At 71.4% G+C, this 12,720-nt stretch carries 10 protein-coding genes; 5 read left to right on the forward strand and 5 right to left on the reverse strand.

The window, feature by feature from the left end:
- The first annotated feature begins 87 nt into the window (after positions 1 to 87).
- Positions 88 to 717 carry a hypothetical protein gene (locus Psi01_RS36175; protein ID WP_204068673.1) on the forward strand — a complete coding sequence of 210 codons (630 nt, stop codon included), beginning with the start codon at positions 88 to 90 and terminating at the stop codon, positions 715 to 717.
- A gap of 130 nt (positions 718 to 847) precedes the next feature.
- Here the strand turns inward: Psi01_RS36175 and Psi01_RS36180 are convergent, their stop codons facing one another.
- From Psi01_RS36180 to Psi01_RS36190, 3 genes are all read right to left on the reverse strand, one after another.
- The gene (locus Psi01_RS36180) at positions 848 to 2,311 is read right to left on the reverse strand and encodes a phosphodiester glycosidase family protein (protein ID WP_204068674.1); all 1,464 of its coding nucleotides are present in this window, start codon (positions 2,309 to 2,311) and stop codon (positions 848 to 850) included.
- 173 nt (positions 2,312 to 2,484) lie between these two features.
- Positions 2,485 to 4,110 carry a PucR family transcriptional regulator gene (locus Psi01_RS36185; protein ID WP_204068675.1) on the reverse strand — a complete coding sequence of 542 codons (1,626 nt, stop codon included), beginning with the start codon at positions 4,108 to 4,110 and terminating at the stop codon, positions 2,485 to 2,487.
- Between the two features lie 51 nt (positions 4,111 to 4,161).
- On the reverse strand, positions 4,162 to 4,938 hold the full coding sequence (locus Psi01_RS36190) for a TetR/AcrR family transcriptional regulator C-terminal domain-containing protein (protein WP_239128285.1): 777 nt from the start codon (positions 4,936 to 4,938) through the stop codon (positions 4,162 to 4,164).
- Between the two features lie 91 nt (positions 4,939 to 5,029).
- Here Psi01_RS36190 and Psi01_RS36195 point away from each other — a divergent pair, with 91 nt between their 5' ends.
- From Psi01_RS36195 to Psi01_RS36210, 4 genes are all read left to right on the forward strand, one after another.
- Complete coding sequence (locus Psi01_RS36195) at positions 5,030 to 6,538, forward strand: MFS transporter (protein ID WP_239128286.1); 1,509 nt, start codon at positions 5,030 to 5,032, stop codon at positions 6,536 to 6,538.
- Between the two features lie 229 nt (positions 6,539 to 6,767).
- Positions 6,768 to 8,066 carry an aspartate aminotransferase family protein gene (locus Psi01_RS36200; RefSeq protein ID WP_204068678.1) on the forward strand — a complete coding sequence of 433 codons (1,299 nt, stop codon included), beginning with the start codon at positions 6,768 to 6,770 and terminating at the stop codon, positions 8,064 to 8,066.
- Between the two features lie 32 nt (positions 8,067 to 8,098).
- Entirely contained in the window at positions 8,099 to 9,598 is a 1,500-nt protein-coding gene (locus tag Psi01_RS36205) for a CoA-acylating methylmalonate-semialdehyde dehydrogenase (protein WP_204068679.1), read from the forward strand.
- A gap of 150 nt (positions 9,599 to 9,748) precedes the next feature.
- Positions 9,749 to 11,056 carry an extracellular solute-binding protein gene (locus Psi01_RS36210; RefSeq protein WP_204068680.1) on the forward strand — a complete coding sequence of 436 codons (1,308 nt, stop codon included), beginning with the start codon at positions 9,749 to 9,751 and terminating at the stop codon, positions 11,054 to 11,056.
- A 121-nt stretch (positions 11,057 to 11,177) separates the two neighbouring features.
- Here the strand turns inward: Psi01_RS36210 and Psi01_RS36215 are convergent, their stop codons facing one another.
- A complete protein-coding gene (locus Psi01_RS36215; RefSeq protein ID WP_204068681.1) occupies positions 11,178 to 11,894 on the reverse strand; it encodes a Crp/Fnr family transcriptional regulator in 717 nt (238 codons plus the stop codon).
- Positions 11,895 to 11,931: 37 nt separating this feature from the next.
- Positions 11,932 to 12,621, reverse strand: a complete 690-nt coding sequence (locus Psi01_RS36220) for a chemotaxis protein CheB (protein ID WP_204068682.1) — start codon at positions 12,619 to 12,621, stop codon at positions 11,932 to 11,934.
- Positions 12,622 to 12,720 lie beyond the last annotated feature (99 nt).

A 12,720-nucleotide genomic window follows, 5' to 3' on the forward strand; every position in this document is an offset into this window, starting at 1 on the left:
AGAGGGGGTGATGGCCCAGGCGAAGGAAGAAGGATTAGAGTGCCTGGGCCACGTACTGTCCATGTACTCGCCGATGCTGGAGGAGACATGAGCAACCTGGATGAACGGGCCGAGAGACTGGCCGTGCAGAGGGCGAGCTGGCCGATGCTGTACGACGTCGATGACGGCGCCACGGTGGACATGGGCCAGGTGTGGTCTCTCACACCGGGGAAGATCGGACACGACAAACGGGGGACCGCGCTTGTGGAGGCTCTGGCCGGGCAGGCCGGCGGGGCGGCTGAGCGGCTGCTGTTCGGGGTGCGTTCGTTGTTCGACCGGCGTGACGACGACCTGACGGTTCAGGTGGACGTGGAGGACGGCGACCTGCTGGAGATCACCGCCTGGTCCGCGGGATGTTCGTTGAACCCCGACCGCAGCTGGTGGTTGCGGTGCACGCTGGCCGTGGAGTCCACGCTCGGGTTCGAAGCCGGCGGAGTCAACGGTGTCCAGCTCCGTCCTCACCGGTCGGCCTTCGCCGTCGGCGGCGTGGACGGGGTGACGGTCTTCCGGGAGGACTTCGGCGGTCCGCTGGGGGACATCGCGGCGAGCTTCTACCTGGCGTGGGAAGGCCGTCGTGCGATCGCGGACCGCCTGGGGTGGCGGCGACCCGAGCCGCCATCCGGGACGCCGACGCTGGCGGAGTTCCTGCGGCGGGCACGACAGCGTGTGTGGTCCTGACGGCCCGCCCCTGAGCTTCTCCAACACCAGACGGCCCGCCGGCTGGGCAGTGGGATGAGGAACGCCTACTGCTCAACCGACGGGCCGTTCGCCGTTCCCTCACGGAAGGTGGGGAGACGACGTGACGGGATCAGGGGACGATGAACAGACCGTCGCCCACGGTGCGCTCGCGGCCGTCGGAGGGGCGGTTGATGACCTTGTTGCGGATCACCATCGCGGTCGAGCCGCCGCCGTCGAAGTTGATGGCCTGCTTGGCGCCCAGCCAGCGCATGACCTGGGCGGCCTCCACCATGGAGGCGCCGACGGAGACGCCCGGGTTGCGGCCGTCGACCGTGACCAGGATCAGGCCGCCCGACTTGGTGACGCCGACCATCGTGCGGGGGTGGCGGCGGAGCATCATGTTGACCGAGGCGTGCCCGTCGGCTCCCGCCGTGATCCGGACGCGGCCGTTCCTGACCAGCCCGACGCCGCCGCCCATCACGTAGGTCTGCGGGGTCAGGGGGATGGCCCGGCGGGTGCGGAGGTCGACGACCTTGGTGCTGACCTTCATCAGCCCGCCCTCGGCGGCGTGCTCGTACAGCCAGTCGGCGAAGGTGCCGGTGCCGTGGAGCACGTAGTGGCCCTTGGGTACGGCGCCGCCGGCGGCGCGGGCGTTGACGATCCGGCCCCGGGCGTCGACCACGACCTCGGCGCCGCCGTCCGCGGCGGTCTTGGCGCCGAACTCCTCGGTGTAGAGCACGAGCTCCTCGGCGGCGGCGGCCCGGTTGATCCCCTTGACCTCCGTCTTCGCGCCCGTGGAGGAGATGGCGATGACCGTGGTCTGCAGCTCGGTGATGCGGGCCTTGCGGCCGGTGATGACCAGGCCGCTGCGGCCGGGGACGCCCTCGCTGAGCAGCTTGCCGCCCACCACCGACACGCCCACGGGGTCGCCCTGGAGCGCCCTGGCGGTGTGGATGTTGAAGAATCCGCCGTTGACCCCGGCGACGGCCTTGATCTGCTTGGACATGGAGCTGATGGTCTCGCGCTTGGCGACGCCGGTGCCGACGCTGGTCTTGTAGGTGCCCCGGAAGGTCCTGGGGTCCACCATGACCACGCGCATGTCCCAGGGGCCGGTGGTCACGTCGCCGTCGTCGCCGAGATAGTCGGTCTTGGCCCGGATGTCGAACTCCTTGAGTTCCTTGACCACCTTGTCGGCCTTGGCGCGCTGCTTGAACGTCCACAGTCCCACCCGGACCATGTAGCGCTCGACGGCGGGGGCGTCCGCCGCGGCGGGCTGCACGATCTTCAGCACGCTGGGGGTGAACCCGGCGGCCTCCACGGCCTCGGCCCTGGCCTGGGCGGTGGGCAACGGGCCGTTGTCGTGCCCGTTGGGCATCAGCACCGACACCGTCCACCCCTGCGTGGACTTGCCGTGCATCACGTTGAAAAGCTCGACACCGGGAGCCACCGTGCGCTGGTTCTTGGTCGGCACGCCGCGCTCACCGAGCGGGAACGCCGAGGCGGGAAACCTGACACTCGCCTGCTCGGCCTCCGCCGGCATCGCCGTGACCGCGAGGGCCACGACCGAAAGACCGGCGATGAAACGTCGCGACATATTCTTCTCTCCCCGTGCTGGCCAAACGTCGGTGAACCATGCTGCCGGGATTCATCCGTCAATGGCGGCAAAACGCCGGAAACGGCCTAACGTATCGCCCGACAATGAACCCGCTTATCAGCCAAAGATCGTTCATATCACAACAAGATCGGCTATGTGCGGCGGGAGAGAGGTCAGCCGCGCGGGATCTCCCTGCGGAAGGACTCCAGTGCCAGCAGGGCGACGTGCAGGGAGAGGCAGGACTCGACGTCGTCGAGATCGGTGTCGAGGATGCGTTCCAGGCGGCGGAGCCGGTCGTAGAAGGCGGGCCTGGACAGGTGGGCCTTCTGTGCGGCGACGGCCTTGTTGCGGCCGGCGTCGAGATAGATGCGCAGGATCCGGGTCAGGTCGCCGCCGCGCTGGGCGTCGTGGGCCAGCAGCGGACTGAGCTCGCGCTCGGCGAAGGTCTGCAGCCGGGCGTCGTCGCGCAGCAGGTGGAGCAGGCCGCGCAGGCGCAGGTCGGGCAGACGGTAGAAGGCCCGGCCGTCAGGCTGCCGGACGGCGACGTCGGCGACCTGCTCGGCCTCCAGGAAGCTGCGCCGTACGTCGCGGACGGACTCGACCACCGAGCCGGCGGCGAGCACGAACGGGGTGGTGAAAGTGGCGCGCAGGCGCTCGGACAGGGTGCTCAGGGCGGGCTCGGCGAAGACCCGGGGCGGCAGGGGGAGCAGGACGCCGACGCGGTTCTGGTCCAGTGCGCCGACCAGGGCGGCCATCCGCGCGTCGCGGCAGGCGGCGGCGGTGGCGTCGGCCAGCTCGCCGAGCCTGGCGAGCTGCTCCTGGCTGTCGGGCTGGCCGTCGGGTGAGTCGGCCAGGCGGAGCACCGCGCTGATCAGCTTGCGGCCGGTGAGCGGCACGCCGACCGCCCGGGCGCGGGCCGCCGCCTCGTCGGGATCGGCGTAGGCGTGGGTGAGGATGCCGGTGATGATCGTGCCGTGGGCCTGGCGTTCCAGCGACTCCTGGTGGCGTTCCAGCAGGCGGCCCAGAGCCAGCGTGGTCGCGGCGCGCTCGGCGAGCACGATGTCCCTGGGGCTGGGATCGGCGTCGCACAGCAGGATGAGCCGGCCCCAGTCCTGGCCGCGGGCGCCGACCATGGTGACCAGCCAGCCGGAGGAGGCGTCGTAGGCGGTGCGCTGGCCGGGCGCCACCGCGCGTGAGCGGGTCTCCCAGCTCGCCAGCAGCGTGCCGGTGTCCCGGCCGACCGTCTCGCAGGCGAGCACCTGGTGGGCGAGGTTCTCCAGCAGCACGGGGCGGCCGGACAGGCGCGCGACCTGGCTGAGGACCTCGGCCGGGGAGGCGCCCTCGACGGACAGTTCGGTGAAGACCTCGTGGAGCTGCTCGGAGGCGCGCAGTTCCTCCAGCTGCCGGTCGATGATCCGGGCGTGCACCGACTCGGTGATCTGCACGAACGGGGTCTCGCGGGCCAGCGTGATCAGCGGCAGGCCGTGCTCCTCGGCGGTGGTGACCACCGAGCGGGGCAGCTCCCTGACGAACTTGCGGCCCAGCTCCACGATCAGGCCGGACGCGCCGACGGAGGCCAGCTCGGCGATGTAGCTCGCCAGCTTGTCGGGGTCGTCGGGCAGGGCGATGCCGGTGGTGAGCACCAGTTCGCCGCCGCGCAGCAGGTGGGCGATGTCGGTGACCTCGCCGACGTGGACCCAGCGCACCCGGGTGTCCAGCCGGTCGGCTCCCGCCACGACACGGGGGTTGCCGCGACGGACGGTGTCCAGGGCGAGGACGTCGGCGACGGTGGGGAGCACTCACCGAGAATAGCCGATCAAAGTGTATGTGTGATGGCTCGATGTCTTACATCATGTCCGTGACGCCTCGTCGGGGTCCGCGGCGATGCCCGGGACGTCGGCCCGCGCCCTCTCCCGGCACTCGGCCAGCCGTACCCGCAGCCCGTCCAGCAGACAGGTCAGGCCGAAGTCGAAGGCCAGCGCCCGGACGACGTCGGGGTCCTTGGCCTGGTACTCGTCGAAACGCCGGAGGATGTCCGGGTGGCCCTGGGCGGCCTGCCGCACCGTCTTCATCATGGCCGCGTCCAGTTCCCGGCCGCTCATCCCCGAGCTGTCGAGGGTGGCCCGCCAGGCGAGCTCGGGCCCGGTCCAGCCGAGGACGAAGGCCAGCAGCGTGGAGACCGCGTAGTCCAGCGGCGGGCTCGTGAAGCCCGCCCGCTCGAAGGCCTTCAGCATCTGGGAGGACATGCGCATCGCGTTGGGGCCGAGGGAGGGCATGGTCCCGACGAGCGGGATCACCCACGGGTGCTTGACGAACGCCGCGCGCAGGCCGTACGCGAGGATCGAGGCCATGTCCTCCCAGCTGGTCACCTCGGGATCGGGGAGTGAGAGCTCGCCGTAGACCTCGTCCATGACGAGCTCCATCAGCTCGTCCTTGTGTGCGATGTGCCAGTAGAGGCTGGTGGCGCCGGAGCCGAGCTTCGCGCCCAGGCGGCGCATGCTCAGCGCGTCCACCCCCTCGGCGTCCAGGATCTCCATGGCCGCGCGCACGATCTGGTCGCGGCTCAGGCCGGGGTTCTTCGCGGGCCGGCCCTCGCGGGTCCACACCGAGCTGAAGGGCTCTTTCACGGTTCCAGCATAAATCCCCTCGCACACTGTTCGACTATCGTCGTACGCTGTGCGGGTGACATCGAACACTGTACGATCCGAATCGAACGACGTGCGAGACGAGCGGGATCCGCGACGCTGGTGGATCCTCGGCGTCCTGTGCCTGAGCCTGCTGGTCCTGGTCGTGGACAACACCGTCCTGAACCTGGCCATCCCGTCCCTGATGACCGAGCTCGGCGCGAGCCCTGCGGACATCCAGTGGATCATCGACGCCTACGTCCTGGTCTTCGCGGGACTCCTGCTCACCGCGGGCAGCCTCTCCGACCGGTACGGCCGCCGCCGCTTCCTGATCATCGGCCTGGTGCTGTTCGGCGGGGCCTCGGCGCTGGCCCCGCTGGTCGCCGAGCCGTGGCACCTGATCGCGGTGCGGGCGCTGATGGGCGTGGGCGGCTCCATCCTCATGCCGAGCACCCTGTCGATCCTGATCACCGTCTTCGACGACAGCGAGCGCCGCAAGGCCATCGCGGCGTGGAGCGCGGTGGCCATGGTCGGCGTGATCGCCGGGCCCACCCTGGGCGGCTTCCTGCTGGACCACTACGGGTGGGCCTCCGTCTTCCTGATCAACGTGCCCGTCGCGCTCGTGGCCATCGCGGCGGCTGTCCTGCTGATGCCCGAGTCGCGCGGCCCGAGCCGGCGGCTCGACCCGCTCGGCGTCCTGCTGTCCGTCACGGGCATGAGCGCGCTGGTCTTCGTGGTCATCTCCGTGCCCGCCGAGGGCTGGACCGCGCCCTCCGTGCTGACCGCCGCGGCCGTGGCCGTGCTGGCGATAGGCGCCTTCGTGCTCTGGGAGCGCCGCGCCGAGCACCCGATGCTGCCGCTGGATCTCTTCCGCGACCGCAACTTCAGCGGCGCCTCGTTCTCCATCGTGCTGCTGTCGTTCGGCACCGGCGCGCTGCTGCTGATGCTCACCCAGTACCTGCAGTTCGTGCTGGGCTACGACCCGATGAAGGCCGGGCTCGCGCTGCTGCCGTACGCGGTGGCGGCCGCGCTGTTCAACGCGGTCGGCGCGGGCCTGGGGCAGAAGGTGAGCAACCGCACGCTCATGGCGGCCGGTCTGGGCGTCATGGCGCTCGGTTTCGGGGTGCTCGCCCTCATGACCGCCGAGAGCGGGTACGGCATGCTGATCACCGGCCTGCTGATCATGGGGGTCGGCGGCGGCCTCGCGGGGCCGGCGGCCTACACGACGCTGATGGGCGCGGTCCCGCCGGCGCACGCGGGCGTCGGCTCGGCGCTCAACGACACCGTCCAGCAGGTCGGCATGGCGCTGAGCGTCGCGGTGCTCGGCAGCGTGCTCGCCGGGGTCTACACCTCCTCGATGCCCGCGGACGCGCCCGCCGCCGCCCGCGACTCGATCGCCGGGGCGGCGCAGCTGGGCGACCCGGCCGTGATGGAGGCCGCCGACCGGGCGTTCGTCTCGGCCATGTCGTTCGGCTCCTGGGTCGGCGTCGCCTTCTGCCTGGCCGCCGTGGCCCTGGCGCTGGCGGTGATCCGTCCCCTGCCGAAGCCCCCCGCGGCCGCGGAGCCCGGCCTCGCGGAGGCGGGACAGGCGGCAGGTTCCTGAAGGCGCCCGGTTCCCGGGGATCCCGTACGGTCCGCACCGTCTCCAGCGGGGGCGCGGGCCGTACGGGATCGGGATGCGGGCCGTGCGGGAGCAGGTGTGAACCGTGCGGGAGCAGGTGTGAACCGTGCGGGAGCGGCACGTCACCGGGCTGACACCATGACGGGTTCGGGGTCTTTTCCCCGACACTCTGGCGGTAGGACCGGAGGTGGCGAACCGGGATACTCAATGCATGTCGGACCTTCTTGCGCGCCACCGGGCGGTCATGCCCAACTGGGTGGCCCTCTACTACAACGAGCCCATCGAGATCGTCGGCGGCAAGGGCAACCGGGTCGTCGACGCCTCGGGCAAGAGCTACCTGGACTTCTTCGCGGGCATCCTGACCAACATGATCGGGTACGACGTGCCCGAGGTGCGCGAGGCCGTCGAGCGCCAGATCGCCACCGGTGTCGTGCACACCTCCACCGTCTATCTCCTGCGCGGCCAGATCGAGCTGGCGGAGAAGATCGCCAAGCTCTCCGGGATCGAGAACGCGAAGGTGTTCTTCACCAACTCCGGGACCGAGGCCAACGAGACGGCGCTGCTGCTGGCCACCTACGCGCGCAAGACCGACCAGGTGCTGGCCATGCGGCAGAGCTACCACGGCCGCAGCTTCGGCGCGCTCGGCGTGACCAGCAACCGCTCCTGGAAGAACAACTCGCTCTCGCCGCTGAACGTGCACTTCCTGCACGGTGCCGACCGGCACCTGTCCCAGTTCCGCGGGCTGTCGGACGCCGATTACATCGCGGCCTGCGTCGAGGACCTGCGCCACGTGCTGTCCACCGCGGTCGGCGGTGACGTCGCCGCGCTGATCGCCGAGCCCATCCAGGGCGTGGGCGGGTTCACCATGGCCCCCGACGGCCTGTTCGCCGCCTACAAGGAGGTCCTGGACGAGCAGGGCATCCTGTTCATCTCGGACGAGGTGCAGACCGGCTGGGGCCGTACCGGATCGGCCTTCTTCGGCATCCAGAACCACGGCGTCACGCCGGACATGATGACCTTCGCCAAGGGCCTGGGCAACGGCTTCGCGGTCGGCGGCGTCGTGGCCCGGGGCGACCTGATGGACGGCCTGCACGCGACCGGCCTGGCCACCTTCGGCGGCAACCCGATCTCCATGGCCGCCGCCAACGCCACCCTGGACTACGTGCTCAGCCACGACCTGCAGGCCAACGCGGCCCGCACCGGCGCGCTGATCGTCGACGGGCTCCGCGAGGCCGCGACCCGCCTGCCGGTCGTCGGCGACGTGCGCGGCAAGGGCCTGATGTTCGCCGTCGAACTCGTCGAGCCCGCCACCGGCGCGCCCTCCCCGGCGCTGGCGGCCCGGTTCATGGAGGAGACCAAGAAGGCCGGCCTGCTCGCCGGCAAGGGCGGCCTGCACGGCAACGTGCTGCGCATGGCGCCGCCGCTCACGCTGACGACCGAGGAGGCCGCCGAGGGCCTGGGCATCATCGTCAACGCGCTCGAAGTCGTCAACGCGGAAGCCGCGCAGTAGGCGCACGGCGGACGCGCAAGGAGCACACAACCGTGAAGAACGTCACCCACTGGATCGACGGCGCCCCCGCCGAGGGCGCCGGCCGTACCTCCGAGATCTTCAATCCGGCCACCGGCGAGGTCGCCGGGAGGGTCCACCTCGCCTCGGCCGCCGAGGTCGACGCGGCGGTGGCCGCCGCGGTGGCCGCCTGGCCCGCCTGGCGGGACGCCTCGCTGGTCAAGCGGGCGCAGGTGCTGTTCCGCTTCCGGGAGCTGCTGGTCGCCCACCGCGACGAGCTCGCCACGCTGATCAGCTCCGAGCACGGCAAGGTCCACTCCGACGCGCTGGGCGAGGTCGCCCGCGGCCTGGAGGTCGTGGAGTTCGCCTGCGGAATCCCGCACCTGCTCAAGGGCGGTTTCTCCGAGGGAGTCTCCACCCGGGTCGACTCCTACTCGATCCGCCAGCCGCTGGGCGTGGTGGCCGGGATCACCCCGTTCAACTTCCCCGCCATGGTCCCGATGTGGATGTTCCCCGTCGCGATCGCCTGCGGCAACGCCTTCGTCCTCAAGCCCTCCGAGCGGGACCCCTCGGCGTCGCTGCTGATGGCCCGGCTCTGGAAGGAGGCGGGGCTGCCCGACGGGATCTTCAACGTCGTCCAGGGCGGCAAGGAGGCCGTGGACCGGCTGCTGGAGCACCCGGACGTCAAGGCGGTGTCGTTCGTCGGTTCGACCCCCATCGCCAAGTACGTCTACGAGACCGGCACCTCCCACGGCAAGCGGGTCCAGGCGCTGGGCGGGGCCAAGAACCACATGCTGGTGCTGCCCGACGCCGATCTCGACCTGGTCGCGGACTCGGCCGTGTCGGCGGGTTTCGGTTCGGCGGGGGAGCGCTGCATGGCGATCTCCGTCGTGCTGGCGGTGGACCCGGTCGGCGACGAGCTCGTCAGCAAGATCGTCGATCGGGTGGAGAAGCTGGTCGTCGGACCCGGCGACGACCCGAAGTCCGAGATGGGCCCCCTGGTCACCGAGGTCCACCGCGACAAGGTCGCCTCCTACCTCGACCTCGACGAGGGCTTCGAGATCGTCGTGGACGGCCGCGGGACCCCGGTCCTCGGCGGCACCACGGCGGAGGAGACCCCCGGCTTCTGGCTCGGCCCCACCGTGCTCGACCACGTCCGCCCCGGCTCGCAGGTGCACACCGAGGAGATCTTCGGTCCGGTCCTGTCGATCGTGCGGGTCTCCTCCTACGAGGAGGGCCTGGCGCTGATCAACGGCGGCGAGTACGGCAACGGCACCGCGATCTTCACCAACGACGGCGGCGCCGCCCGGCGCTTCCAGAACGAGGTCGAGGTCGGCATGGTCGGCATCAACGTGCCGATCCCGGTGCCGATGGCCTTCTACAGCTTCGGCGGCTGGAAGGCCTCCCTGTTCGGCGACACCCACGTGCACGGGACCGAGGGGGTGCACTTCTACACCCGGGGCAAGGTCGTCACCTCGCGCTGGCTCGACCCGAGCCACGGCGGGGTCAACCTCGGGTTCCCCACGAACAAGTAGGCCCCGCGGTGCGGGGAGGCGGCCCGCGGCTCCCCGCACCGCGGGCCGCCTCCGGTGCCGCGGGGCCGTACGGCTCCGCCCGCCGGGTCGCCGAAAGGCCGGTAGGCTCCGGGAGGCGGATGTCGGCGGAGGTGCTTCGAGGGGGTTTGCGTGCGCGGGAACAGGCTCGGCCGTACGCGGCTGGCGGCGGTCGCGGGAGCGGGCGTCCTCGCCCTGACGGCCTGCACCGCGGCGGGGGCCGAGAGCGCCGGACCCGTGCCCGGCGCGAGCGCGACCCCGGGCGCCGGGACGAACGCGAGCGCGGGTGCGAACGCCGGGACGAGCCCGGGTCCTGCGGCGAGTCCGTCTTCCACCGCGAGCCCGGGCCCGGCCGCGAGCCGGACCGCGAGCCCGGCGGCGAGTCCCTCCGTGAGTCCCACCCCCTCGGCGTCCATCGGCGCCTCCGAGGGCACGTTGCGGGTGCTCACCTTCGTCGGCCACGTCGAGTACGGCGGGATGAGCCACAGGGCCAACTGGGTGGGGCCCTTCGAGGAGGCGACCGGATGCCGGGTCGCGACGCTCGACCGGGTCACCACGAGCGAGGAGATGGCGGCCAAGTTCGCCGCGAACGCCTACGACGTCGTCTCGCCCTCCCCGGAGCTGGCCGGGCTGCTGACGGCCCGGGGGAGCGTGGCGCCGGTCGACACCTCCCTCATCGAGGGCTACGGGGACATCCCCGAAAGGCTGCGCGAGCTTCCCGCCCTGCGGCGGGGCGATCGGGTCTACGGCATCCCGTACCTTTGGGGGATCAACCAGGTCATCGGCCCGCGGGGCGGCGGGGACGGCCCCGCTGACCTCTACGCGGCGGGCCCGTCGGCGATCAGGAACAGCCCGCTGAGCATCGCCGACGCCGCGCTGGTGCTCAAGAGGACCGAGCCGGCCCTGGGGATCGACGACCCGTTCCGGCTCACCCCGGCCCAGCTCGACGCCGCGGAGAAACTGCTGGCCGCAGGAGACGGGCCCGACCGGATCTACTGGAGCGACCCCGTCGAGGTGATCAGGGCCGTGGCCGGCGGCTCGGCGCGGCTGGCCCAGGCGTGGCCGTACCACGTGGACCTCTTCGAGCGCGCCGGCCGGCCGGTGCGCGCGGTCGAGGCGGCGGAGACGACCGGCTGGGTCGACTCCTGGATGCTCGCCGCCGATACCGCCAGCCCGAACTGCGCCTACAAGTGGCTCAACTGGATCACCTCGCAGGAGGTGCAGCAGCGGGCCTCGGCCTGGACGGGCCTGGCGCCGGCGAATCCGGAGGGCTGCACCGGGCACGCCCGCCCCATCTGCGACCGCCACCACCTGGGGGACGACAAGTGGCTCGACCGCGTCTTCTTCGCCGTTCGCCCGTCACGGGATTGCGGGGGACAAGATGGGGAATGCACTGATTACGACGACTGGGCCAACCGCTGGAAGAAGCTGGTGAGCTAGCCGGCGACCCCCGGTCCGAACGTGAGAGCTGCGGGCGCGTCCGTCCCCCCGCTGGACGTCGCCTGCCGGGGCGCTCTGGGCGCTCCCCCGACCCCGGGGCGCCCCACTCGCGAGCCTCTGATCAGCCCAGTCCCTGATAGGCGACGGAGAAGGCCTCACGGATCACCGCGTAGCAGGAGCAGGCGTGCCCCCGCAGCCGCTCGTGGTCGGTGACGTCGATGGTGCCGCGGCTGTAGCGGATGCATCCGTCGGCGGCCAGGGCGGTGGCGACCTCGCTGACCGAGGCGCGGCGCACCCCCAGCATCTGGGCCAGGAACTCCTGGGTGAGGTCGAAGGAGTCGCTGTGCACCCGGTCGGCGGTCATCAGCAGCCAGCGGGCGCAGCGCTGGCGGATGTTGTGGGCGCGGTTGCAGGCGGAGTTGCGGGCCATCATGGTGAACACGGCCTGGACGTAGCGCTGGATCGCGGTCTGCAGCCCGCCGTCCAGGACGACGACGTCGTTGCGGAACTGCTCGGCGCTGATCCGCAGGGCGGCGCCGGCGATCTGCACGCTGGCGCGCTCGGTGGGCGGGCCGGCGCCCAGGAACACCGACAGCCCGGCCATGCCCTCGTCCCCGACGGTGGCCACCTCCACCAGCTGCCGGCCGCCGAGATCGGTGAGCAGGGAGAGCACCGCGGTCAGCGGGAAGTACACGTGGGAGACGTTGCCGCCGGCCTCGTAGAGCACGTCGCCGACCTTCAGCGTCACGGGTTCCAGATGCTCGGCCAGGCGGTTCAGCTCGGACGGGGGAACGGCCGCCAGGACCTGGTTGCCGCGTACGTCTATCTCGGTCGTCACTGCTGTCTCCACCTCGTGTTCCGTGCTGCGGATCGCCTCAACCGGTCTCGGCGGGCATCACCGGCGCGCTCGCCCAGGGGGGTACGGCCTGGGCCCAGGATGGCAGCGCCGTGCGCATCATCGACGCCGCCCCGGGCGTCATTACCAGCGCGGTGATCGCATCGGCCAGCACGGGCAGGGGCAGGACGAAGTCGACACAGCCCGTGGCGATCGCCGAGGCGGGCATCTGATAGGCGTGAGTCTGGCAGGTCGACTCATGCTGGGCCAGCACCCGGCCGCCCGCGCCTTTGACGTGGCGGACCCCGGCGGCGCCGTCGTCCAGGCGCCCGGACAGCACCCCGGCGATCAGGCGGGAGCCGTACAGCGCCGCCGCCGAGGCGAACATCGCATCGGCCAGCCGGTGCCCCTTCTTGGGCCGCAGAGTGACCGTCCCGTCGGGGCCGAAGGTCGCCTCATGCCCGGCCGGGACCACGTGCACCGCGCCCGCCGCCGGGAGCTGTCCGTCGGCCAGCGTCACCACCGGCAGCGCCGAGTGCCGGCCCAGCACGGTGGGAAAGTTGTCGGGCAGTTCGGCCGAACGGTGCTGGACCAGAACGATCGCGGCCGGGAAGGAGACCGGCAGCGCCGACATCAGCCGGCCGTAGGCGAACACCCCGCCCAGCGACGCGGTGAGGCAGACCATGTCGAAGGCGCCTTCGGCCGCCGTGCTCTGTACGGTAGCGGACACACTCACACTTTAGAGTACGCCACCGTACAAAGCCGCGAGGCCCCGCTGATCTCCCTGGGGCACGGACGTGCCGATCTCTCCCCGGGCCGCGGTCCCTCA

The sequence above is a fragment of the Paraplanobispora siamensis genome, assembly GCF_016863175.1.
GTDB lineage: Bacteria > Actinomycetota > Actinomycetes > Streptosporangiales > Streptosporangiaceae > Planobispora > Planobispora siamensis.

What these genes read in the sequence shown, in the direction of transcription:
- Psi01_RS36175 (WP_204068673.1), top strand. Translation starts at nt 88, where the DNA reads ATGAGCAACCTGGATGAACGGGCCGAGAGACTGGCCGTGCAGAGGGCG.
- Psi01_RS36180 (WP_204068674.1), bottom strand. Translation starts at nt 2,311, where the DNA reads ATGTCGCGACGTTTCATCGCCGGTCTTTCGGTCGTGGCCCTCGCGGTC.
- Psi01_RS36200 (WP_204068678.1), top strand. Translation starts at nt 6,768, where the DNA reads ATGTCGGACCTTCTTGCGCGCCACCGGGCGGTCATGCCCAACTGGGTG.